Genomic DNA, 24,485 nt, shown 5'->3' on the forward strand with positions numbered 1-24,485 from the left:
GACGATATGGACATCTCGCGCTCCACGCTGCTTGCTTCCCTCGCCTCGCTGTCGCATCGGGATCGCCTGATCCAGCTCAAGGGCCCCGACGAGGGCCTTGTGGTCGAGCGGTTTGAAGGCATCGAATCGGTGTGCGGTGACAACCGCCTGCAGATCGACTGCCTGGCCACCGATGCGTTCCTGGAACTGGAACCGTGGCTGGAGCAGCCGCTGACCCTGCAGCTGCGCCAGGCCGATGGCGCGCTGCGGCAGTGGCACGGGCTGTGCACCGAGGCGGCGCAGCTGGGAAGCGACGGCGGGCTGGCCCGCTACCGGCTCACCCTCGAACCCTGGACCGCCCTGCTGCGCCTTCGCCGCAACGCAGTGATTTTCCAGGACCAGGACACCCGCGCGATCTGCGAGCAGATCTTCGCCGACTACCCGCAGGCCGCCTTCCGCTTCGACGTGCAGGCCCAGTTGCCGGCCCGCGCGATCACCACCCAGTACCGCGAAACCGACTGGGCCTTCGTCACCCGCCTGCTGTCCGAGGCCGGCCTGGCCTGGCGCATCGAGCAGGCGCAGGAGGGCGATGCCGCCCACACCCTGGTGGTGTTCGAGCCCGGCGCCGAACTGCCCGATGTGGGCCGCGTGCGTTTCCATCGCGCCGACATGGCCGAGAGCAGCGATGGCATCACTGCCTTCGCCGAACGCCAGCAGCTGGTGCCCAACGCCAGTACCGTCGCCAGCTGGCACAGCGAACAGGTCAATGCCGTGGCGGCGCAGTCCAGTGCCGATGCCGGCACCCTGCCCGCGCTGGAGGTCTATGTGCAGCCGCGTGCCGGCCGCTTCGCCCAGCCCGCCTGGGCCGACGCCGAAGCGCAGGCGCGGCTGGACGCACTGCGCGTTGGCCAGGTGCTGTACAGCGGCAGCGGCAGCGAGCGCCAGCTGGCCGCAGGCAGCACATTCAGTCTGGCCCAGCATCCGCAGCATGAGGGCCAGCGCTTCCAGCTGCTGGCCGTGCAGCACGTCGCCGTCAACAATCTGGACCAGGGGATCGCCGAGCTGCTCGGCAGTACCGATCTGGAGCGCGGCGCCTACCGCAACGCCTTCCTCGCCACCGGCGCCGGGGTGCCGCTGCGCGCCCTGCCGCAGGACCGCCCCACCCTGCATGGCCCGCAGACCGCACGCGTGGTGGGTGTGGCCAATGCGGCCGTCAGCCCGAACCGCGAACACCAGGTGCGCATCCAGTTCGGCTGGCAGCGCGGCAGCCAGCCCAATCCGGGCGGTCTGACCGACACCGGCAGCGCCCAGACCGGCCATGCGCCGGGCGACCACACCAGCGGCAGCTGGGTGTCGGTGGCCGAATGGGTGGCCGGCCCGAACTGGGGCACGGCCTTCCTGCCGCGCATCGGCAGCGAAGTGCTGGTGGAATTCCTGCACGGTGACATCGACCAGCCGCGCGTCACCGGCCAGCTCTACAACGGTGAGGTCGCCCCACCCTTCGGCGGCGGCATCGATGAGAACGCGCGCCATCCCGGCGTACTCAGCGGCCTGCACACCCAGGCCCATGACGGCAGCGGCACCCAGCAATGGGTGATCGATGACACGCCGGGCCAGCTGCGTACGCGCCTGCACAGCTCGCTGGCCGACAGCCGGCTGGAGCTGGGCTACCTGATCGCGCACCAGAACACCGCCCGCGGCGCCCTGCGCGGCGAGGGCTTCGAGTTGGCCACGCAGGGCTGGGGCAACGTGCATGCGGCCGAAGGCCTGCTGCTGTCCGCCAGCGCGCAGGAGCGGGCCGCTTCCACGGTCATGGACAACGCCAGCGTGGTGGCGCAGCTCAAGGGCGCCGAGCGCAGCCTGGAGCAGATGCAGCAGACCCTGGCCCAGCAGCAGGTGCCCGGACTGGCCGAGTTCGAGCGCACAAAGCAGCTGCGCGAGCAGATCGATCCGCAGGCACAGGGACGCTACGAAGGCGAGGTCAACGGACAAAGCGCGATGAAGCCGGGCGGCGATGGCCGCAGCCCGGGTGACCAGCCGGTGGAGCGTCTGGCCAAGCCGCTGCTGCTGGCCGAAGCACCGCACCACATTGCCTGGACCACGCCCGCCAGCGCGGTGGCCTACGCCGGGCAGAACCTGCAGATGACGGTGCAGCAGGATCTGCACATCAGCGCAGGCGAGACCATCGCCACGGTGTCCGGCGAGCACGTCTCACTGTTCGCGCAGAGCGGCCCGCTGCGGGTGATCGCCGCCCAGGGCCCGGTCAGCCTGCAGGCCAACGATGGCGAACTGGAGCTGCTGAGCGACCAGGCACTGACCATCACCGCCACCGATGACCGCATCGATGTGCTGGCGCAGAGCAAAGTGGTGCTGCAGGCCGGCAGCAGCGCGATCACCCTGGAGGGCGGCAACATCACGTTCAGCTGCCCGGGCGAGTTCAAGGTGAAGGCGGGCGAGCATCCGTTCATGGGGGGGGGAAGTGATGCGCCGTCCATGCCGGTACTTCCCAGTGGGCTGTACTCGTTCAAGGAAAGCCTGCGCTTCGCGCTGGAAGGCGCCGATGTACTGGCCAAGGAAATGGGGTGGAAGGACAAGGCCTACCGCATCTTCAACAACGAAGGCGAACAGGTCGCCAGCGGAACCATCGGTGAGGACGGTCGGTTGCCCCGCGTGATGGCCGATGGCCTGGGTCGGCCGCTGACCTTGGAGGTTGGCGATGACACCTGGGAAATGTTGGTGTCGGCGCCGGGCCGCCCACCCGAGAATGACGGCGACACACCCGACAGCGACGGCAGCGACCCCTTCCTCGGGAACCTGGACGCGGCCGATGCGACCGGCGCCCTGACGTCCGAACAGATCCTGGAACTGCTCAACGAACCCCCGTCATCAACATGATCATCCGACACTTCCTGCTGCTGCTCGCATTGTGCATGGGCCCCTCCGCCAATGCGCAGCAGTATTCGACCGGCAGCACTGACATCAAGACCGCTCAAGGTACGTTGCGCGTGAATTCCGGGTATGTCAGTCATTCCAATGCCCACAGTTTCCATGTTTACAGCTTCCAGTACCGTCCGATTGCCAACGAAGCCGTGTGGAACCAGCTTCCGCTGCTCGCACGCAACGATGCGCCGCCGGTGGATTTCCTCGTAAAGGCGACGGCCACGGCTGACTTCCCGCTCCGCGATGCGCGTGTGCGGGTCGAGGCGGGCAAGGTGGTCCTCTACATCGCTGAGTTGTCCTTCAAGGACACGCCATACGACGACGACGCTGCCGTCGAGCTGAAACGCTACCTTCTCAAGCAGCAGCCCGACGAGAAGCGCTGGGTACTGGTGCTCGATTCCACCCGCCGTCTGCCCCAGGGCGTTGATGTCGCACAGGCCCTGAGCACGCTGACGCCCCGATAGGACGACACGGAATGCCTACCTACATCAGCGCGGTTTTCAACAAGGATACGCGCACTGTGGAGTTCACCGCCGACAACGGTGACAAGCTCATCCGCAGTGGCGGCTCGCTGGCTTGGCTGCTCAACAACCCCGGCAACCTGCGTCCAGGCGGAAAGTACGCCAAGATGATCGGCCAGGCCGATACGAAGAGCGGCAAGTTCGCCATTTTTCCTACGGCCGAGGATGGCCGCGCCGAGAAGCGCGCACTGCTGCGCCGCAAGTACAACGACATGACGTTGTACAACGCCATGCATACCTATGCACCGGAATCGGAAAACGACACAGCGGCCTATCTGGCATACGTGCGCAAGCGATCTGGTGCCACCGACCAGACGGTCATCAAGGACATGACCGATGAGCAGTTCAACGGCATGATCGCTGCGATGGAGCAATATGAGGGCTTCAATGCAAAGCCTGAGACACGCAAGGAACGGATCGTGCACGCCACGCAGGTCACCTTGTCTGACGGCGCCCGACCGATGCCGGCAACGCCCGTGATCGTGCGTAGCAGCAATACGGGCGAGAAGAAGGTCACCACCAATGAGCACGGGGCGCTGCCGACATTCATCACCCGCCAGCCAGGAGAAGTGATAGAGCTCTTCCTTGAGGAATCAGGCAAGATTGGAAGCCGAATCGGCCAGTTTGCGCTTCAGCAGGCCTCAGCGTCCCTGGTATTTGCGCGCAACATGATGACGGTCGGCGGGAATTCGCAACCACACACTCCAACGCAGCCCAGCAAGGAGAAGCGCACACCGCTGCGCTACGTGGTGCAGCCAGGCGACACTCTCGCCTCGATCGCCAGCAGGTTCAAGACCTCAGTTGACGATCTGGTGAGCAACAACCATATCCGCAACCGCAACCGCATCTATCCCGGTCATGTGGTTTGGATCTACGGAAAGGCGCCGGCTGACGCAGCCAACGACGGCGCCCCGGCGACTCCAACAAGGTCACGTCAAGCCAGCTACAGCGTTCGCTCCGGCGACACGCTGAGCCGAATTGCAGACCGCCATCACACCAGCGTCGATGCGCTGATGGCCGCCAATCCGTCGATCAGCAATGCCAATCGAATCAACCCTGGCCAGAAAATCACGCTGCCTGTTGGGGTCGAAGCCGTGCCCCCGTCAGCGGCCGGGTCTTCCGGGCGAGCGGGCAACAGCGGGAATCCGCAAACGTCTGATCGGCCCTCGCTGGTGAAGCCTCCGCCGGAAACACCTGCTGCTGTGCGGCCGCCGGCGTCAGTACAGGCACGGGATACCCGAAGTCGCGAGGGCGAAGGCCACCCAATCGCAATCATTCCGTTTTCGCAGAAGCGCGCACCTTGGGTGGAGCACGCCTATGCACAGGCGCGCAAATGGGCGGGCAAGAAAGAGGCTGAGATCAGCCGCACCATCAACTTCCATTCCGAACTCGGCTACGGGAAGCAGTTCACTACGCTGGCCGGAAGCTCCAACGCTTGGTGCGCATCGTTCGTGAACTGGTGCCTTCGCACGGCCGGATACGCTATATCATCTCCACACCCGTACCGCGCGCGTTCGTTCGCCGCCGACACCACGCGCTTCAGCCAGATCGACGAACCGGTGTTCGGCGCGGTAGCCCTGGTCGGTACGTCGCACGTAGGGTTCGTCTACGCCATGGACCGCGGTCGACCTGTGCTGCTGGGTGGCAACCAGAGCGACCAGATCAATTTTGTCCGCTTCAACCCTGCAACGCTGCGTTACTACGTGCCGAAAAGCTATCTGCCATTCGCGCAGAAGGAACTCAAGGAAACCAAACTCGATGAACTGGCAGCCACGGACCTCAACGCGGCGCTCGGCATTGTCGTGGCCAAAAAGGCTGGCGACAATACGCGCTGATCAGCTGCGACTTGCCGTGCTGGCCGTGCTTGCACTCGGTGCAGTCGGCTGCGGTGCGCCGTCCTCACCGGTTGCAGATGCAGCAGACGATGCCGCAACGAATGCACACGCACTTCCCGGGCAGGTTGAGGCCGTGCCCGCTGCTCGACTGGAGCTGTTGCCCGCCCTGGCAGATGCGGAACTGAAAGACCTCTACTCGGGTACGCTGCTGAAGCAAGTGGTGTTCAATGACATCGACGGGCCGGGCCTGCTGCTTCTTTCGCGCAGCGAGCAGACAATGCCGGCGCAGGGCGATGAAGAGGCGATGGATCAGATCACGTTGCGTGCGGAGCTGTTCCGGCGCGCCGGACAAGCGGCTCCTTGGGCCTCGCGGTGGAGCGTGGAAGATCCGGTTCAATGCGAAGGTCTGGATCTGGAGGCCGGCTACTTCCTGGACCAGGTGACTGCAACGGACCTGGACAAGGATGGCCGCGCCGAGTTGACGCTGGCCAGCCACAGCTTCTGCGGCGGCGGCGTCGATCCGCAGCAGCTGCGCATTGGGCTTCGCCAGGGCGAGCAGTATTACGAAGTACGTGGTGAATCGCTGGTGGAGGTGGAAGGCGATGAACCCTTCGGCGGCGACCGGCAGGACGATCCCGCGCTGGCTTCGGCTGCGCCCGTGCTTCGCGCGCACGTAGACAAGGTGTGGGAGGCGATCAAGCGCGGAAGCTCACCGTGACGTCGTCACGATGCCAGCGCCAGCATCAGGCTCTCCTGCTGCTGGCGCTCTCCGCTGCCGCGGACGTCGCCATCGCGCGCACTCCGCCGCCCGGCTCGCTGCAACGCGCGTGTGCAACCGCCATCGATGACAGGATCGAACTGGTACCGGTGGAGGGGAAGCGCGTCAGTGCATGTCCACCGGGGAATGACGAGGACTGCCCATACAGCGGTCAGCAGGGAAAGACCTTCTTGAACGACACGCCCGATCTCAACAACGACGGGCGCGAGGACGCGATCCTCACCTACTTCGGCAGCAGCTACGGCGATGTCGATGTCGCCGATAAACTGATCCTTGCCCAGTGTGCGGATGGAACCTATATCCGTCTGTTGGAGGGCAGGTTCACGACATTGACGGCCCCTGTCGCGCCGCATGCTGCCTGGCCAGCACTGGACGCGACACGGGACTGTCCGACTGGGCAGAATGACACCATCCGTACCGGGAAGATCCAGCTGCAGTTCGACCCGGCGACGATGCGCTATCGCGGTCCAGCCGGCATTGACCTGATCCAGGTCTGCAGTGAATAGCGACAGATGCGACGCGAAACCGATAGGCCGAATGCCAGGATAATGCTGGGTTGACTCGCAACGTGCAGACGCGCTCCATGCGCTCCGCAGGCGTGAAGGGTCACGGCCAGGACGCGCCAACCTCGTCAGTGCCTGTGCTCCCGAGCCCCCTCCTTTGATCCAACGCATGCCGTCGCCACGGGCAGGGTGCTATGGTGGCGCCACCATCTCGCAGGAGCGCCGCTCATGACCCGTTTCCGTTCCGTCGGCCTTGCACTGGCCGCAGTCGCCACGCCGATGCTGCTCGCCGCCTGTGTGAGTACGCCCGGGCCGGAGGTGAAGGGCACCGGCCGCTGCGACGCCAGCCAGCTTGGCTGGGCAATCGGCCAGCCGGGCAATGAGGAGAACATGCGTCGTCTGTCGCGTGAGAGCGGCGCCGGCCTGGTCAACCCGATCGGCCCGACCACGATTACCACCAAGGATATCCGTCCGGATCGCCTGCGCGTCTACATGGACAAGGACAACATCATCACCGCAGCCCGCTGCGAGTAACCACCGCGCGGGCTTCTGTAGAGCTGAGCCCACGCTCGGCTGCCACTGAACAGCAGCCGAGCGTGGGCTCGGCTCTACACAGAACGCGCGTCGGGCATGGACCAGCGTGACAGGGCTCAAGGTTCGGTATAACCGGCACAATCCGGCAGTGGCTGGTCGGGGTGAAAACGGCCCTCACTGAAACGGAAAAGACGCGAATAGCTGCACGCGGGGTCCTGCTCGGTGCGCAGGTCCTTCGTCTTCAACGGCCCCTTCGCCAGCGAATCCTCGAAACGCGATGCACCTGCGGGGAAGCGGGTCGCCACCGTCTGGTAACGAAGCACCGGCATGCCCTGCACTGCCGGATCCAGCCCCAGCTTTGCCGAGAATCCATACTCATCGTGGCAGGCACCGGCACGCTGCCTGATGTCCTGCTCGCTGAAGCAAGCACGGATCATCGCGTTGCCCACCCACGGCACGGTCAGCACATCATCGTCCACCTGGATGCCATCCTGCAGGTGGCGCACGCGTGCCAGCTGCAGCGTCGATGCGTCTGCCCCACCGCCGGAGTACATCATGCTGAAGGTGACCGTGGCGCCTACCAGTACGTTCTGGCGGGCACGCGGCTGCGGGTCAATCACGTCCTCATCCGCGCCGACACCGGGTGCCAGGCGTACGATCCACGGCCACAGCTTCAGTTCGCTTTCCTGCGGCACGTCAATGCGGACGTGGTAGCTGTGCGGCTTGCCCTGGCCCGGCACCTTCTCAAGCACTTCCAGCACGGTGGGCCGCTTCCCCTCTTCGGCCACCGGTTGCACGCGTACGCACCAGTTGCCGTCCCGGGTGCACTCATAAAGTCCTGCCGGGCCTGCCTCCCGGGTGATCAGCACCTGCCCCAGCGGCTCCATCACATTGCCGGCCGCATCGCGCTGCTGTGGCAGGATCGAGCCCTGCGCCAACACCAGGATCGGGGCGGCCAGCAGTGCAGCACACGTGGTCGTGCGGACAACGATGGAGGGCATGGGCGGCTCCTGCGGCTGGAAGTCCGATGGTAACCGTTGCCCGGGTAGAGTCGAGCCATGCTCGACTGCTGCCTGCCGGGAAGTGCAGCCGAGCACGGGCTCGGGTCTACATCATCCGCAGTCGCAGCCACCCCAGCCCTTGGCCTTCGAAGTCTGCCCGATGCCCGGGTTGAAGGTGTTGCTCGGGTCCAACTGTCGGTAGAACCCAGCCAGCGCCGGCTTGGCCGGGTACAGGTGACCGACGTTGTGCTCGGCCGGATACTCGGCCCCGCGCCGGTCGAGCAGTGCCCACATCGCGTGCTCGATCGCCATCGGATCTTCGCCCTTGCGTGCAATGTAGTCCTGGTGGAACACGTGGCACAGGAAGTGGCCGTAGTACAGTTTGTGCAGCAGGCGACTTTCGATGGCGGCGGGCAGCTGCTCGAACCAGTCTGCGTCGTCGCGACGCAATGCGATGTCGAGCGCGACGATGTCCTGCACCTGTTGGCGATGCACCTCGCGATAGCGCACGGCAGCACCGGCCACGGCAAAACGATGCAGGAAGGCCTTGCGCCCTTCTTCGGCCGTGCAGTGGAAATAGCCGCCTTCGTGCTCGGCGAAGAATTGCTGCAACCAGGCCTCGGTCTCGGCTGCATCCTGTGCGGAGACCTTCAGCAGCAGATGATGCTCGTAACGCTGCCGGAACTCGCCCATGCGCTGGGGCAGGTGCGAGGGCAACAGGCCGGTCAGCACCTGCATTACCCGGTCGGTCACGCCGCGCAGGCCCAACCGCTCGAACCAGCCGTCAACCCTACTCTTCAGTGCGAATGCCGCGGGCACCCGTGCGGTCCCGAGCCGGTCGATCAGCAGGAATGTGTCCTTTCCATAGCGCTCGCCGATATCGTAGGCGTCTCGGTGGATGTACTCACCGGCGATCGGCAGGCGATCGAAGCCGGTCAGCAGTTGGCGGCGGATGGCAGTGAAACTCCCGGTACGGTTGCTGCCGATGTAGAAGACCTCGGCGGGCTCCTTCTCAAACGTATCCAGGCGCACCGCGAACACCGCCAGTTTGCCGGCTGAACCCGCCGCTTCGTAGTGACGACTGGGATCGGCATTGAAGCGCGCCGGGGTATCGGCATCGACCCTGCGCACTTCGTCGGCGTAGCGCGGGTCGGACGCGGAACGGCCGTCGCCGTCGCTGACATCGGCGGCATCGTAGTCACCGGCCTGCAAGCGCTGCAGGATCTGCTCGGGCGTATCGCCCAGCGCGATGCCCAGGTGGTTGACCAGCTGCAACCGGCCCTGCGCATCAACCCGCGCATATAGCGCCAGCTCGGTATAGGCGGGGCCACGCCGCACCAGCGCACCGCCGGAGTTGTTGCAGATGCCGCCCAGCACCGAGGCGCCGATGCAGGACGAGCCGATCACCGAATGCGGCTCGCGCCCCAGCGGCGCCAGCGTCTGCTCCAGCCGGTCCAGGGTGGCGCCCGGCAGACACACCACCTGGCGGCCCTCGTTCAACAACTGGATGCCGGTCAAGCGCAGGGTGCTGACCAGCACGACCGGGCGCCCATAATCATTGCCATCCGGGGTCGAGCCGCCGGTCAGGCCGGTATTGGCGGCCTGCAGGATGATCGCTGCCCCACCCTGTACCGCCGCCTGGAGCACACGCCACAATTCCAGCAACGTGCCCGGACGCACCACGGCCAGCACCGCGCCGTCGCCGAAGCGATAGCCCCGGCGGAAGCGGCGGGTCGCCTTGTCGCGGGTCAGCACATGGCGGCTGCCGACAGCAGCACGCAGCTGCGACAGCATGGCCCCGTGGCCAGTCATGGCAGCCGCACCAGTGAATCTCGGCCGATGTCGGTAATGCGGTGTGCGCCGATCAGCGTCATTGCCACGCGCATCTCCCTGGCGATCAGGTCCAGCAGGTTGGCCACGCCGGCCTCACCCTGCGCCGCGAGCGCATAGACGAAGGCCCGCCCCAGCAGCACGGTGTCAGCGCCCAGCGCCAGCATGCGCACCACGTCCAGTCCGGTGCGGATGCCGGAATCGGCGAGGATCTTCAGGTCACCCTGTACCGCGTCAGCGATGGCCGGCAGCGCGCGTGCGGTGGACAGCACACCATCGAGCTGGCGCCCCCCGTGATTGGAGACCACGATGCCGTCGGCACCGAATGCAACCGCGTCGCGTGCGTCTTCCGGGTCGAGGATGCCCTTGATCACCATCGGTCCCTTCCAGAACTCGCGGATCCACTCCAGGTCCTTCCACGAAATGGATGGATCGAAGTTGCTGCCCAGCCAGCCGATATAGTCCTCCAGCCCGGTGGGATTGCCGCGATAGGTGGAGATGTTGCCGAGATCGTGCGGACGTCCGAACAGACCCACGTCCCAGGCCCAGCGCGGATGGGTGATGGCCTGGCCGATGCGGCGCAGCGGAGCATTCGGACCGCTCATGCCGGAGTGCGCGTCTCGATAGCGCGCACCCGGTACCGGCATGTCCACGGTGAACACCAGCGTCGTAACGCCCGCCGCCTGGGCGCGCTCCAGGGCGTTGCGCATGAAGCCGCGATCGCGCAGCACGTACAGCTGGAACCACATCGACCGCTGGATCGCCGGGGCCACTTCCTCGATCGGGCACACCGACACGGTGGACAGGGTGAACGGAATGCCGCGGCTGTCAGCTGCCCGCGCCGCCTGCACTTCACCGCGGCGTGCATACATGCCGGTGAGGCCGACCGGCGCCAGTGCCACCGGCATCGCAAGCGTCTCGCCGAACAGCTCGGTCTCCAGGCTCAGGTCGGACATGTTGCGCAGGATGCGCTGGCGCAGTGCGATGTCGGACAGATCCGAAACGTTGCGCTTCAGCGTGTGCTCGGCATAGGCGCCGCCATCGATGTAGTGGAACAGGAACGGCGGCAGCCGGCGTTTGGCTGCGGCGCGGTAATCGGTGGAGGCGGAGATGATCATGGGGTCAACCGTGTGGGGAAGGCAGGCGCGAGGCCCGCGCGCGCCGGGCTTCGTTGTCGTCGAGCGTGCGCAGCGTGGTGTGCACGAACTCGAGGTGGGCATGCGCGGCGGCGCGCGCGCGCTCCGGATCACCGGCCAGCACCGCATCCATCATCTCGCGGTGCTGGTCGGACAACGGCGAGAAGGTCCTCGCCGAGGTATAGAGTTTCTCGCGGCTCTGCGAGATGTTGGTCTGCAGCAGATCGAACAGGCCACGCATCACCTGCAGCAGCACCAGGTTGTGCGACGCTTCGGCGATGGACAGGTGGAAGGCCGCATCAGCCTCCGCCTCGCCTGAAGGATCATCCTTGCCATGCGCATCCATCATGGTCTGGAAGGCCTGGGCGATGCGCGCCCGATCCTCATCGGTGGCACGCAGCGCTGCATGCCAGGCCGTCGCTCCTTCCAGCGCGTGACGGATCTCCAGCACGTCGAAGCGGTATTCCGGGTCGCCCTGGAACAACGGCAGGTACGGAGCCAGGGGTTCATCCAGCGCCTGCCGCGCGCGCGTGGCCGGCTCCGCCACGTAGGTGCCGCCGCCCACGCGTGCGCTCAGCAGGCCCTGGCTGGACAACTGCGCGATGGCCTCGCGCAGCGCCGTGCGCGAGACACCCAGCTGCACCGCCAGCGCGCGCTCGGCCGGAAGCCGGTCACCCGGCTGCAGCTGCCGCTCCTGCACCAGACCACGCAGCTGCGCGGCCACCTTGTCTGAAATCCGTTGCGTGCTCATGGCGCCATTGTGGCCCGAAGCGCCTGGCAGGTGCGGCCCATGCTGCGCGGATAGGTCGTCGGCTGCATGGCTCAGGGAATCATCCAGGTCAGCCAGTACGCCTGCGCGGTGGTGATCAGGCCGACCATCACGGTGAAGATCAGACTGTGCTTGACAGTGAAGCGGAACAGGTCCGATTCCTTGCCGGCCAGGCCGACCGCGGCGCAGGCGATGGCAATCGACTGCGGCGAGATCATCTTGCCGGTGACGCCGCCGGTGGTGTTGGCCGCCACCAGCAGCACCTCGGACACGCCGATCTGCTGCGCAGTGGTGGCCTGCAAGGCCGAAAACAGCGCGTTGGAGGACGTGTCCGAGCCGGTCAGGAACACGCCCAGCCAGCCCAGGAACGGCGAGAAGAAGGTGAATGCCTTGCCGGTGTGGGCCAGCGCCAGCGCCAGCGTGGCCGACAGACCCGAATAGTTGGCGATGAAGGCGAAGGCCAGCACCATGCCGATCGAGTAGATCGGTGTGCGCAGCTCGCGCACGGTCTCGCCGAAGGTCTGCAGCGCCGCCTTGGCCGGCATGCGCAGGGCGATGATGGCAATCACTGCGGCGAGGATGATCGACGTGCCGGTGGCCGAGAACGCGTCGAATTTATAGACCGCCTCGTAGCTCAACGGCGCAGGCACGATCGGTGGCATCTTCTGCACCATCTGGTCCAGGCCCGGCACCGGGATCTTCAGCACCCAGCTTTCCAGCGGGCCACCCGCCGCGAACAGCGACTTGAACGGCTTGATGCTCCACAGCGTGACCATCGCGGTAAGGATCAGGAACGGCGACCACGCCTTGGCGATCTGGCCAACGCTGTAGCGCGGCGCTTCCAGCGCCTGGGCGGCCGCCTCGGCGCTGGTTTCGGTATCGAAGCGGAAGATGCGTACCGGCTTCCAGCGGCGCAGGAACAGGGTCAGGCACACCAGCGACGCCAGCGACGCGGTGATGTCCGGCAGCTCCGGCCCGATGAAGTTGGAGGTCAGGTACTGGGCAATGGCGAACGACCCGCCGGCCACCAGCACAGCCGGCCAGGTTTCCCTGACGCCACGCCAGCCATCCATGATCGCCATGATCCAGAACAGCACGATGATGGTCAGGAACGGCAGCTGGCGACCGGCCATCTGGCCGATCTCGAAGGCCTCCAGCCCGGTGACCTGTCCCGCCACGATGATCGGAATGCCCATCGCACCGAATGCCACCGGCGCGGTATTGACGATCAGGCACAGGCCCGCTGCATACAGCGGCTTGAAGCCCAGCCCGACCAGCAGCGCTGCGGTGATCGCCACCGGCGCGCCAAACCCCGCCGCGCCTTCCAGGAAGGCACCGAAGGCGAAGCCGACCATCAACATCTGCAGGCGCTGGTCTTCGGTCACCGACAGGATCGAAGCGCGGATGATGTCGAACTGCCCGGTCTTGACCGAGACCTTGTACAGGAACACCGCGCCGATGATGATCCAGGCGATCGGCCACAGCCCGTAGACGAAACCAAAGCCGGCCGCTCCCAACGCCTGGGTCAGCGGCATGCGGTAGAACAGCAGGGCCACGGCCAGTGCGATGGCCACGGTGATCGTGCCGGCCAGCCAGCCTTTCATGCGCAGCACGGCCAGGGCAACGAAGAAGAACGCGATCGGCAGCAACGCGATCAGGCTGGACAACCACAGGTTGCCGGCGGGGTCGTACAGGTGTTGCCAGGGCTGCATGGAGGCTCTCGACGGGGGGCGGAATGTTTCCCCACCGCATGCGATGGGACGCCGTGGTCACGATTATTGGTATTACCAATAATCAGATTCATCGGACTATTTGAAGCCGATTGAACCGCCATTTCGACGAAGAGCCTATTAGACCATAGAGTTACCGGACATATTGGTATTACCAATAAAGCGCCACATGACAGAAGCTCGAAGGTGCTGCCCCGCTAGAGCCTGTCCGCCAACCGTCGCATCACCGCCAGCACCAGCAGGCACAGCACGCTCACACCAAGGGCAATGACGTACTTGCCGATGCCCACCGCAATCCCGATGGCGGCGGCCATCACCAGCGAACTGGCCGTGGTCAGCCCGCTGACCTGGTCCTCGCGGCTGCCACGCAGGATGGTGCCTGCGGCAACGAAGCCGACGCAGGCCACCACCGCTTCGATCAGGCGCACCGGGTCGACCTGCAGCAGGTCGCGGTAGCGCTCCTGCTGGAAATGCTCGGCCACGGAATCGCCGAGCCCCACGATGAGCGCTGCGGCGCCGGCAATCATCATGTGCGTGCGCAGGCCCGCCGCATGCTTGCCCATCTCGCGCTCGATACCGAGCACGCCACCGAACAGCATCGCGGCGGCCACGCGCAGCAGGATCGATACATCCTGGTTGAGTTCCATCGACGTCTCCGGGAGTTTCCCGGAGCGTTGCGCGTCAGCCGTCGGATCGCGGTGAAGGCCGCACCACGGCCCGTTCACCCGGTAGCGCCGGGCCATGCCCGGCACCACCGTCCCTGCGGTCACCGCATCACTGCGCCAGATAACCGCCATCGATCGCGTAATAGGTGCCGGTCGCGAACGAGGCATCGTCGCTGGCCAGCCAGGCCACCAGCGCCGCCACTTCCTCGGCCTTGCCCAGGCGCTTCAAGGCGTGGCGGTCTTCCAGCGTGGCGCGCACCTTCGGATCCATCTTCTCCAGCAGCGGCGTGGCGATGAAGCCCGGCCCCACCGCATTGACACGGATGCCATCGGCGGCATGCTCCCACGCTGCGGTCTGCGTCAGGCCGACCACACCATGCTTGGCTGCCACGTACGCGGTCGAACCGGCATAGCCCACCTGGCCCAGGATCGAGGCCATGTTGATGATGCTCCCGCCCTTCCCGGCCGCGCGCATGGCCTGGATCTGCGCACGCTGGCACAGGAATACACTGGTCAGATTCACATCGACCACCCGCTTCCAGCCATCGACGGGATAGTCGCCGCTGCTCGCCGCCGGACCGCTGATGCCGGCGTTGTTGACCGCGACGTGCACCCCGCCCAGCTCCTTCACTGTGCGCTGCACCGCCGCCTCCACGGCAGCCTCATCCGTGACATCCAAGGCGATGCCGATGGCGCGGCTGCCACGCCGGGCCAGCGCTTCCACGGTGGCGTCCACCGCGTCCTGCTTCAGGTCCCACACTGACACCGCAGCACCGGACGCTGCCAGCAGTTCGGCCACGGCCAGGCCGATGCCGGAAACGCCACCGGTCACGATCGCCGTCTTGCCGCCGAGCTGATAGTCGATCATCTGTGTTCTCCATCTATCGGGAATCGATGTGGACACGCGTCCACCCGCGACCCACGGTACGCCCCGCCGTGTTACGGCCGCGCCACTTCCAGGCGCTGCAACGAACCTTCCCATCGCTGCAACGCGTTCGACCGTATGCTCGACCTCACCCTCCCCTGCTGTGGAAACTCCAATGAATCCCGCTGACGCCCTGCTGTTCACGCCCACTCACCTGGGTGACATCGCTGCCGCGAACCGCATCGCCATGGCACCGCTGACGCGCAACCGCGCCCTGCCCGACCGCGTCCCTTCTCCGCTGGCGATCACCTATTACCGCCAACGTGCCAGTGCCGGCCTGATCATTGCAGAAGCCACCCAGATCAGCCCTCTGGGCCAGGGCTACCTTGATACGCCGGGTATCTACAGCGCCGAGCAGGTCGCTGCGTGGAAATCCATCACCGACGCGGTACACGCCGAAGGTGGCCGCATCGTGCTGCAGCTGTGGCATGTGGGTCGCATCTCCCACACCAGCCTGCTGCCGGAAGGCGAAGTGCCGGTGGCACCCAGCGCCCTCCGCGCCAACGGCAAGACCTTCACCGCCAATGGATTCGAGGATGTCTCCGCGCCGCGCGCATTGGCGCTGGAGGAGATCCCGCAACTCATCGAGGATTACCGCATCGCCGCGCGCAATGCCATTGCCGCAGGCTTCGATGGCGTCGAGGTACATGCAGCCAACGGCTACCTGATCGACCAGTTCCTGCGCGATGGCAGCAACCACCGGGACGATGCCTACGGTGGAAGCATCGAGAACCGTACGCGGCTGCTGTTCGAGGTGGTCAGCGCGGTCGCCGAAGCAATCGGCGCCGGCCGCACCGGCGTGCGCCTGTCACCGGTCACCCCGGTCAATGATGCCCATGACAGCAACCCGCAACCGCTGTTCAACCGTGCAGTGGAGCGCCTGGACACGATCGACGGACTGGCCTTCATCCATGTCATCGAAGGTGCAACCGGTGGCGATCGGGACAACATCCCGTTCGACTACCCTGCGCTGCGCGCACGCTTCCGTGGCGCCTGGATCGCCAACAACGGATACGACGTTGAGCGTGCCGGGCGGGCCCTTGCCAGCGGCTATGCCGACATGATCGCGTTTGGTCGGCCCTTCATCGCCAACCCGGATCTGGTCGCGCGACTGCGCAGCGGTGCGCCGTTGGCCGAGCTCGACCCGGCCACGTTGTATGGCGGTGGCGAACACGGCTACATCGACTACCCGGCACTGGATGCCTGACGACAGGTGCAAGCCCGGTCCACCGCGACCGGGCATGGCCCGACGTTGCCCATGGAAGGTGGCGCCGGGCCACGCCCGGCGTTGCCCGCCCCGTTTCAGTACACCGGCAGATCGATGTAGCTGGCCTGCGCCGCGCTGTGCCAGACCCGCTGCGTGGCCTTCTGGTAGTCGCCCGGCTTGGCCAGGTAGATGTTCGGCACATAGGTCTGCGGGTTGCGGTCATACAGCGGGAACAGGCTCGACTGCACCTGCACCATGACCCGGTGCCCCTTCTGGAAGGTGTGGTTGGCGTTGGGCAGGTCGAAGCGGTAGGGCAGCACCTGGTTCGCCGCCAGCGGCTTCGGATCGCTGAAGCTTTCGCGGTAGCGGCCACGGAAGATCGCCAGTGACACCGGCAGCTCATAGCCGCCCATCTCCGGCGCCGAGGCCTCCTGGTCCGGATACACATCGATCAGCTTCACCACCCAGTCGCTGTCGGTGCCGCTGGTGGACGCCTGCAGGTGCACTACCGGCGCGCCGCCGATGCGCAGTGGCGCGGCCAGCGGTTCGGTGATGAAGGTCAGCACGTCAGGTCGGCCATCGACGAAGCGCTGATCCTTGACCAGCCAGGTCGTCCACATGTCGCGGTCACCGAAGCGCACCGGGCGCGGTACGAACGGCACCGGCTTGGCCGGGTCGGACACGTATTCCTCGAAGTCGCCCTCGCCCGCCGCCGGCGCCTGGAACGCCAGCTTGCCGCCGGCACGCAGATAAAGCGGTTTGCTGCTGGCGGCGCACCCCTGGTCGCAGCTGCGCGGCCAGCCCTTCAGGCGATCCCAGTGGTTTTCACCGGTGTTGTAGATCAGCACCGGCGGTGTGTCCGCCTTCGGCGCGCCGTCCACCAGATACTGGTCGAAGAACGGCTTGAGCACATCGCGGCGGAACTGCAGCGCGGTATCGCCGTCGAACTTCAGCGCGCCCAGTTCGCTGGCGCTGTAGTTCACCTGGCTGTGCCGCCATGGCCCCATCACCAGATAGTTGCGGTCGTTGCCGCTATCGCGCCCTTCCATCGCCTGGTAGGCGTGGTTGGCACCCCACATGTCCTCCTGGTCCCACAGGCCCTGCAACCACAGGGTCGGCACCTTCAACGGCGTCTTGGCCATCACCGCATCCAGCGCCTGGCCCTGCCAGAAGGCGTCATACGCCGGGTGCTCGACCAGCTTCTTCCACCAGGTCAGCTGGTCCACGCCGGTGAAACGGGCGTAGTCGCCAGCCGAACCGATGCGCAGGAACGTGCTGTAGTCGTCATAGCCCAGGCTCGGCAGCGGCGTGCCCTTGCCGCGCTTCTCGGTCTGCATCGCGAAGTAGTTGAAGTTGACCTGGCGGAAGGCACCGTAGTTGAGCCAGTCGTCGCCCATCCAGCCATCGACCATCGGGCTCTGTGGTGCCGCCACCTTCAACGCCGGATGCGGATCGGTCAACGCCATCACCACGGTGAAACCTTCATAGGACGAGCCCAGCATGCCGACCTTGCCGTTGCTCTCGGGCACGTGCTTCACCAGCCAGTCGATGGTGTCCCAGGCGTCGGTGGAGTGATCCACCTTGGTGTTGTTCAACGGCCCGCGCAGCGGCCGGGTCATCACGTAATCGCCTTCGGAGCCGTACTTGCCACGGATGTCCTGGAACACGCGGATGTAACCGCTGTCGACGAACACCTCGTCGCCCTGTGGCAGCAGGTCGCGCATGCGCGGCGAGTCACTGCGGTTGGCGCGGCCGGCAGCATCGTAGGGCGTTCGGGTCAGCAGGATCGGCGCGTTACGGGCGCCCTTGGGTACCACGATCACCGTATACAGCCTGGTGCCATCACGCATCGGCACCATCACCACGCGCTTGTCGTAGTCGCGCCCCACATCCGGGGCAACGAAAGGCTTGCCGCTGATGTCCGGGGTCATCGGCGGAGTATCGGCAGCCAGCACGCTGCTGGACAGGCAAAGGGCGATGGCTATTGCAACGGCACGCACACGCATGGACAACCCCTTCCGGCGGGAAAGTTCCAAGCCTACTCCTGCCCTGCCCTGTGAAGGGTGTGACGGCTTTGCATTCTGCGGCGGATGCGGGCAGGACTGATGGCACATGTGCCTATGCTGCCGCTGCGCTCGCCGGGCATGGCCCGGCGCTACCGCATTCCTCTGCCCATCGTTGCGCCGCCGGGCATGGCCTGGCGCTACCGCTCGTGCGGGTCATGGGGTAGCGCCGGGCCATGCCCGGCGAGCGCAGCGGCAGGCCGCAAACAGACACGGCCCCTTGCGGGGCCGTGTCTGCAAGCGTGAGTACCACGCGGTGTCAGCGCAGCACCTGCTCCACCAGCTGCACGTCCGCGCTCTGCAGCGGTTCGGCGGCATTGCGCGACAGCTGCACCTGGTAGGTGCCACCTTCAATCTTCCACTGGCGGGCCTGCGCATCGTAGTGGGCCAGGGTCTTCGGCTCGGCTTCGATACGGATGCGGCGCTGCTCACCCGGCTGCAACTGCACCTTGTCGTAGCCGATCAGCCGGATCGGCGTGCTGCTGCCCGCCGGCAGCTTCAGGTACAGCTGGGCCACATCGGCACCGGCGCGCTTGCCGGTGTTGCGGATGTCCACGCTGGCGACCAGGCGCGAACCTTCCACGCTCACCTTCAGGTTGTCGTAGGCAAAGGAGGTGTAGGACAGGCCATGGCCGAAGGCGAAGGTCGGAGTCAGGCCCTTGGCGGCCATCCACTTGTAGCCGACGTTGGCGCCTTCGATATCGAAATCGAACACATCACCGAACGGTTTGGCCGGCTTGAAGCCCAGGCCATCGATATGCGGGCGCGGCAGCTGCGACTCGTCCGTCACCCAGGTCACCGGCAGGCGGCCGGACGGATTGGCCTGACCGGTCAGCAGTGCGGCGATGCCCTCGCCACCGCGGATGCCGGGATACCAGGCCTGCAGCATCGCCGGCACCTGCGCCAGCCACGGCGTGCGCACCGGGCCGTTGGTTTCCAGCACCAGCACGGTCTTCGGGTTGGCCTTGGCCACCGCCGAAATCAGCGCATCCTGATTGTCCGGCAGCTGCATGTCCGGCAGATCCACCGATTCGGCGGCCCACTGCGTGGCGAACACGATGGCGACATCCGCCTGTGCGGCGGCCTTGGCTGCAGCCGCGGCATTGTTGCCGTCCACATACGCGATGGTGGCGTCCGGGCGCGCTGCACGCAGCGCCTCCAGCGGCGAGGACGGATGGAACATCACCGGGCCCGGCCAGGTGGTCGGCATCACGCCCGGCACCGCGTTGGTGCCCTTGGCGGTCACGCCCACCATCGACGAACCGCCACCACCGATCACGCCCTTGTCGGCATGGCCGCCGATGATGACGATGCGCTTCACGCTGTCGGCCAGCGGCAACAGGTTGCCTTCATTGCGCAGCAGCACGCTGCCCTCTTCCACCGTGCGCTGTGCCACGGAAAAGCCGGCCTCGGCATCAACCTTCTGGTGCTGCGGCGGGTTGTCGAAGTTGCCGTGCAGGAACATCGTGCGCAGGATGCGCGCCACCATGTCGTTCAGGCGCGCCTGCGGCACCACGCCGCCGTGCACGGCCAGGCGCAGCGGCTCGTCGAAGAACACCGCCGCGTCGAACACTTCACCGGCCGACTGCTGGTCCAGGCCGGCCAGCGCCGCCTTCGAGCCACTGTGCACGCCACCCCAGTCGGACATCACGAAACCAGGGAACTTCCATTCCTGCTTCAGCACCTGGTTCATCAGGTAGCCGTTCTCGCAGCCGTAGGTGCCGTTGATCTTGTTGTACGAGCACATCGCCACGCCCGGGCGGCCGGTCTCCAGCGCGATCTCGAAGGCCAGCAGGTCGGACTCGTGCATGGCCTGTTCGCCGATGCGTACGTCATGGAAGTTGCGGCGGGTCTCCATGTCGTTCAGCGCGAAGTGCTTCATCGAGGAGATCACGTGCTGGCTCTGCACGCCCTGGATCAACGCGCCGACCATCGAGCCTGCCAGCAGCGGATCTTCGCCGGCGTACTCGAAGTTGCGGCCGTTGCGCGGATCGCGCTGCAGGTTGACGCTGCCGGAAAGCAGGATGTTGAAACGCTGCTGCCAGGCCTCGCGGCCCATCGTCGCGCCGCCTGCGAAAGCCACTTCGCGGTTCCAGCTCGATGCGGTGGACGGGCCGGAGGGCATGGCGGTGGCGAAGTCGCCGGGCCGGATGCCGCCGGGGTTGGTCACACCGACGCCGGCGTCGGCCGACTGCTGCGAGGGAATGCCCAGGCGCGGCACGCCCGGCACGAAACCGGCCGAACCGACCGCGCCGTCCGGCAGCGGGCCGCCGTCCTTGCCCAGCCCGAAGTAGCTGTGCAGCATCTGGAATTTCTCATCCTCGGTCATCGCCTTCAGCAGCAGCGCAGCGCGGGCGTCGGCGTTGAGGGTGGTGTCCATCCACGGCGCATCGCCCCCCTTGTCGGCGGCATAGGCCAGGGTCAGCAGGGTCGCGCGCAGGGCGCTGCCCTCAACCTTGAACGGCGCACTGCTGGCGGCCTGGAAGCCATCGCTGAAGTAGCTGGCATCGGCTTCCGGGGCCACCCGCGCCGGATCGAAACCGGCAGCCTTGGCGGAATCGCCAGCAACAGCGCCGAGCAGCACCGCCGGCGCACCCAGCCGCGAACGCGACACCAGGGCCGGCAACTGCAGGGCACCCGCGCCGGCATCGGTGTAGACCGCAACGCTGTGGCGACCGTCATCCAGGCGCAGGTAGTTCAGCCCCGGCTGGTCCGGGCCGGATTCCGCCGCGATCGGCAACCGGGTCAGCACGGCCTGACCGCGCTGGGTCCGGCCATCGTCCTTCCCGGCGGCGATGAAGCGGTATTCGTAGCCCAGGCCATCCGCCAGCAGCTGCAGCGGATCGACCTGGTCGATGCTGCGCTGCACCTGCCGCACACTCACGGCATCCACCTGCAGGGATCCAAGCTGGGTGGCCAGGGCCGGCATCGCTTCGGCCGGCGGCGCCTGCTCCAGGGTCAACACGGTGAACGCGGCGGGATCGGCCCACGCCGGCGCGATGACGGCGGCGGACACGGCGAGGGACAGGGCAAGCGGCTTTGTAAACGTTTTCATCGACGGGCGTAATTCCGTTGCCAAGGCAATCGGTCCAGGGAAAATGCCGCCGAAGGGTGCAGCGTTCATGCCGTACAGGCGTTGCCGGGCAACACCTCAGGCCGGAGGGCGGACCGGTCTGCGCGCGGGACCCTCCTCCCGGCGTGACAACCTGCCTGCCCGGGCCACGCACGTGGCCCAACCTGTGAAGATTGTGCGAGGGCGTTCATGCCTGTCAACAGGACCTAAGGCACAGGCCAGCCCCTGCACGCCGGTTATCAGTCCATCACCGGCGGTCATCAGTGGGGTGCGCGGCGCTGCCGATAATGGAAGCCCCTGGCCACGGATCACGCCCATGAACGTACATCGCGACTTCGACCATCTCTGGCGCGACCGCTGTGACACCTCCAGCCAACGCAGCCCGCGCGTGCTGATCCGCGTATTCGTCGCTCCCGGCGAACTGGAGCGCAGTGTGGCGTTCTACGAGCAGCTGCAGGGTGTGGTCGCCGATGCCGGGTTTCCGTTTCCCGATGCAGGACTGCGCCTGGCCATGGTCGGTGCCTTCCTGCTGATCGAAGGCAGCGAGACCGCACTGGCACCCTTCACCTCGACCACGGGCACCCTGCTGGTCGACGATGTCCGGCCCTATCACGACAAACTGATCGCTGCCGGGGCCGAGATCATCTTCCCGCTGCAGATCGTCCCGACCGGTGCGGCGTTCAATGCGGTACATCCCGATGGCACCGTGGTCGAGTACGTGCACCACCGCCCGGATCCGCAGGGGCGGTGAGTGCGGGGCACGTTGATCGATGAACCGCGCCCGCTCTTCAGCAACCTGAAACGCGGCGCTCGAATTCATTAGTAATTCTACTCACGAGGCGAGTAGCATGTCCGGTCTCAGCCCTTGATACCGGCCTGTCGATACTCGCTCCATGCCAGCCGTTTCCGACAACTATTGTCGCTCTCAGCCAGCCCCCACGCGTTTCCGGACGGTGGGCTGATGGGTGCGGTCATTGCCCTCGACCGTCTCCTGGACGGTCGCCAGCTATGGCGCGGTCCGGCGCGGCACGGCCCGGCCAGCGACCATCTGGCCAGTGGCCACCCCGCCCTGGATGCACGCCTGCCCGGGGGGGGATGGCCGGCCAGCGGGCTGTGCGAGGTGCTGCAGGGCGCGCCGGGTGTAGGCGAACTGGCGCTGGTCTGGCCGGCATTGGCAAAGCTGAGCCGCCGCGAGCGGCCGATCGTGCTGGTCGCGCCGCCTTACCGGCCGCATGCGCCGGCCTGGGCCGCAGCCGGGCTGGATCTGGCGCAGCTGCAGATCATCCAGGCCGGGCCGAAGCAGGCGCTGTGGGCCACCGAACAATGCCTGCGCTCGGCGGCCTGCGCGGCAGTGCTGTGCTGGCCACAGCAGGCCGACGACCGCGCCCTGCGCCGCCTGCAGGTAGCCGCCGACAGTGGCCAGTGCCTGGGCTTCGTGTTCCGCGAGGCGCGTGCAGCCCGCAACCCGTCCCCGGCCAGCCTGCGCCTGCAGCTCGACCACGGCCAGGTCCGGGTCCTGAAGTGCCGTGGCGGATTGCCGCCGGCACAGCCGCTGCCACTGGCCATCGCCCACTGAGGCGGCCGCATGGACTGGGCCTGCCTGTTGTTGCCGCAGCTGGCGCTGGATTGCGTGCTGCGCCTGCAAGCGGATCCGCAGCGGCCACTGGTGCTGCTGCAGGGGCCGGCGCAGCGTCGCGTGCTGCGCGCCGTCAGCCCTGCTGCGCGTGCAGCCGGCCTGCGTCCGGGCATGCTGTTGTCGGCCGCACAGGTACTGGTGCAGGACCTGCAGCTGCATGACTACGATCCGGCCACCGAGCTGCACACCCGCCAGTTGCTGGCCAGCTGGCTGTACGGCTTCAGTTCGCAGGTCAGCCTCGACTTTCCCCATGCCCTGGTCCTGGAGATCGGTGCCAGCCGTGCCCTGTTCGGCGATTGGCTGGCGATCGAGCGGCGCCTGCGTGATGGCCTGCATGAACTTGGATTCCGTCACCGCCTGGTCGCGGCGCCCAATCCCCATGCCGCACGGGTGCTGGCCAACGTGCATGATGGCCTCGGTATCGATGCAGGACAGTTGCCAGCCCTGTTGGCGCAGCTGCCCTTGCCGCGCAGCGGGTTGCCGGCCGATGCGGTGACCGTGCTTGGCCGCTCCGGGCTGCGTACGCTGGGGGCAGTGTTCGACCTGCCGCGCGAAAGCCTGGCGCGTCGCTTCGCGCCGGACGTGCTGCAGCAGCTGGACGCGCTGCGTGGCCAGCCCACCGCCCCCCTGCGCTACTACCAGCCACCAGACCGTTTCGACGCACGCATCGAATTCGAGTACGAGATCGAATCCAGCCAGGCCCTGCTGTTTCCGCTGCGACGCCTGCTGCTGGATCTGGCGGCCTTCCTGTGCTCGCGCGATGGCGGCGTGCAGCGTTTCGACCTGCATTTCGAACACGACCTGCTGCCTGCCAGCGTGCTGACCATCGGCCTGCTCGCACCCGAGCGCGATGCCGCGCTGCTGTTCGAGATCGCCCGTAACCGCATGGAGGCTTTCCCGCTGCCGGCGGGCAGTCGGGCCCTGCGCCTGCAGGCCGAACAGCTGCCGCCCTTCGTGCCCGCCGCACGCGATCTGTTCGACACCCGCCCGGCACAGGCGATGCCGTGGACCCAGCTGCGCGAGCGCCTGCGTGCACGGCTCGGCGATGACGCCGTGCAGCCCCTTGCCGTGCAGGCCGACCATCGCCCCGAACGCGCCAGTGGCACCCAGGCACCCGCCAGGCCACCGGCGTACTGGCCGCTGCGCCCCGGCTGGTTGCTGGACACACCACAGGTGCTGCGTGACCCGCGGCTGCGCATCGTCACCGGGCCGGAGCGGATCGAATCAGGCTGGTGGGACCAGGCCGATGCGCGCCGTGACTACTACGTGGTGGAAACCGCACACGGCCAGCGCGGCTGGGCCTTCCGTGAGCGCAATGATCCACATGCACCGTGGATGCTGCACGGCTGGTTCGGCTGAA

Annotated in this window: 19 protein-coding genes; 10 read left to right on the top strand and 9 right to left on the bottom strand. The window is 66.6% G+C overall.

What is annotated here, in order from left to right:
- Positions 1–6: 6 nt before the first annotated feature.
- The 6 genes from AC5P5M_RS00220 to AC5P5M_RS00245 all read left to right on the top strand — a co-directional run bounded on the left by AC5P5M_RS00220 (position 7) and on the right by AC5P5M_RS00245 (position 7,090).
- The gene (locus AC5P5M_RS00220) at positions 7–2,874 is read left to right on the top strand and encodes a type VI secretion system Vgr family protein (protein ID WP_262100776.1); all 2,868 of its coding nucleotides are present in this window, start codon (positions 7–9) and stop codon (positions 2,872–2,874) included.
- Positions 2,871–3,383 (top strand): hypothetical protein, encoded by a 513-nt coding sequence (locus AC5P5M_RS00225; RefSeq protein ID WP_495205444.1) that lies wholly within the window; start codon positions 2,871–2,873, stop codon positions 3,381–3,383. Before AC5P5M_RS00220 ends, AC5P5M_RS00225 begins: the two co-directional genes overlap by 4 nt.
- Before the next feature lie 11 nt (positions 3,384–3,394).
- Entirely contained in the window at positions 3,395–5,275 is a 1,881-nt protein-coding gene (locus AC5P5M_RS00230) for a TIGR02594 family protein (RefSeq protein ID WP_340045111.1), read from the top strand.
- Positions 5,276–5,291: 16 nt separating this feature from the next.
- Entirely contained in the window at positions 5,292–5,993 is a 702-nt protein-coding gene (locus AC5P5M_RS00235; protein ID WP_495205445.1) for a M949_RS01915 family surface polysaccharide biosynthesis protein, read from the top strand.
- Positions 5,990–6,559 (top strand): hypothetical protein, encoded by a 570-nt coding sequence (locus tag AC5P5M_RS00240; RefSeq protein ID WP_495205446.1) that lies wholly within the window; start codon positions 5,990–5,992, stop codon positions 6,557–6,559. The genes AC5P5M_RS00235 and AC5P5M_RS00240 overlap by 4 nt, the downstream gene beginning before the upstream one ends.
- Positions 6,560–6,784: 225 nt before the next feature.
- Positions 6,785–7,090 carry an I78 family peptidase inhibitor gene (locus AC5P5M_RS00245; protein ID WP_053517630.1) on the top strand — a complete coding sequence of 102 codons (306 nt, stop codon included), beginning with the start codon at positions 6,785–6,787 and terminating at the stop codon, positions 7,088–7,090.
- 116 nt (positions 7,091–7,206) lie between these two features.
- Here the strand turns inward: AC5P5M_RS00245 and AC5P5M_RS00250 are convergent, their stop codons facing one another.
- From AC5P5M_RS00250 to AC5P5M_RS00280, 7 genes are all read right to left on the bottom strand, one after another.
- Positions 7,207–8,091 (bottom strand): hypothetical protein, encoded by an 885-nt coding sequence (locus AC5P5M_RS00250; protein ID WP_197601423.1) that lies wholly within the window; start codon positions 8,089–8,091, stop codon positions 7,207–7,209.
- A 111-nt stretch (positions 8,092–8,202) separates the two neighbouring features.
- Positions 8,203–9,903: a D-lactate dehydrogenase gene (gene dld, locus AC5P5M_RS00255; protein WP_495205447.1), complete on the bottom strand. Its 1,701-nt coding sequence runs from the start codon at positions 9,901–9,903 to the stop codon at positions 8,203–8,205.
- Positions 9,900–11,039, bottom strand: coding sequence for an FMN-dependent L-lactate dehydrogenase LldD (gene lldD / locus AC5P5M_RS00260; protein WP_414487363.1), 1,140 nt, complete (start codon positions 11,037–11,039; stop codon positions 9,900–9,902). The genes dld and lldD overlap by 4 nt, the downstream gene beginning before the upstream one ends.
- Positions 11,040–11,043: 4 nt before the next feature.
- The gene (gene lldR / locus AC5P5M_RS00265; protein ID WP_053517636.1) at positions 11,044–11,808 is read right to left on the bottom strand and encodes a transcriptional regulator LldR; all 765 of its coding nucleotides are present in this window, start codon (positions 11,806–11,808) and stop codon (positions 11,044–11,046) included.
- A 71-nt stretch (positions 11,809–11,879) separates the two neighbouring features.
- Entirely contained in the window at positions 11,880–13,538 is a 1,659-nt protein-coding gene (gene lldP, locus AC5P5M_RS00270; protein WP_065182750.1) for an L-lactate permease, read from the bottom strand.
- Between the two features lie 215 nt (positions 13,539–13,753).
- Entirely contained in the window at positions 13,754–14,203 is a 450-nt protein-coding gene (locus AC5P5M_RS00275; RefSeq protein ID WP_053517640.1) for an MgtC/SapB family protein, read from the bottom strand.
- A 127-nt stretch (positions 14,204–14,330) separates the two neighbouring features.
- Positions 14,331–15,089 carry an SDR family NAD(P)-dependent oxidoreductase gene (locus tag AC5P5M_RS00280; protein WP_053517641.1) on the bottom strand — a complete coding sequence of 253 codons (759 nt, stop codon included), beginning with the start codon at positions 15,087–15,089 and terminating at the stop codon, positions 14,331–14,333.
- Positions 15,090–15,261: 172 nt separating this feature from the next.
- On the opposite strand from AC5P5M_RS00280, the gene AC5P5M_RS00285 reads away from it, so the two are divergent.
- Positions 15,262–16,353, top strand: coding sequence for an alkene reductase (locus AC5P5M_RS00285; protein ID WP_197601438.1), 1,092 nt, complete (start codon positions 15,262–15,264; stop codon positions 16,351–16,353).
- Positions 16,354–16,448: 95 nt separating this feature from the next.
- Here AC5P5M_RS00285 and AC5P5M_RS00290 read toward each other — a convergent pair whose 3' ends face one another.
- Both AC5P5M_RS00290 and AC5P5M_RS00295 read right to left on the bottom strand, forming a co-directional pair.
- On the bottom strand, positions 16,449–18,359 hold the full coding sequence (locus tag AC5P5M_RS00290; protein ID WP_065182748.1) for a CocE/NonD family hydrolase: 1,911 nt from the start codon (positions 18,357–18,359) through the stop codon (positions 16,449–16,451).
- 316 nt (positions 18,360–18,675) lie between these two features.
- Positions 18,676–21,471, bottom strand: a complete 2,796-nt coding sequence (locus AC5P5M_RS00295; RefSeq protein ID WP_414487359.1) for a beta-glucosidase family protein — start codon at positions 21,469–21,471, stop codon at positions 18,676–18,678.
- 334 nt (positions 21,472–21,805) lie between these two features.
- On the opposite strand from AC5P5M_RS00295, the gene AC5P5M_RS00300 reads away from it, so the two are divergent.
- The 3 genes from AC5P5M_RS00300 (at position 21,806) to AC5P5M_RS00310 (ending at position 24,484) form a co-directional block, all read left to right on the top strand.
- Positions 21,806–22,240 (top strand): VOC family protein, encoded by a 435-nt coding sequence (locus tag AC5P5M_RS00300; protein WP_053517644.1) that lies wholly within the window; start codon positions 21,806–21,808, stop codon positions 22,238–22,240.
- A 210-nt stretch (positions 22,241–22,450) separates the two neighbouring features.
- The gene (imuA, locus tag AC5P5M_RS00305) at positions 22,451–23,065 is read left to right on the top strand and encodes a translesion DNA synthesis-associated protein ImuA (protein WP_053517646.1); all 615 of its coding nucleotides are present in this window, start codon (positions 22,451–22,453) and stop codon (positions 23,063–23,065) included.
- 9 nt (positions 23,066–23,074) lie between these two features.
- Positions 23,075–24,484 (top strand): Y-family DNA polymerase, encoded by a 1,410-nt coding sequence (locus AC5P5M_RS00310; protein ID WP_180876982.1) that lies wholly within the window; start codon positions 23,075–23,077, stop codon positions 24,482–24,484.
- The last annotated feature ends 1 nt before the right edge of the window (position 24,485 follow it).

The sequence above is a fragment of the Stenotrophomonas sp. YJH_SMC_106-19 genome (assembly GCF_059368375.1).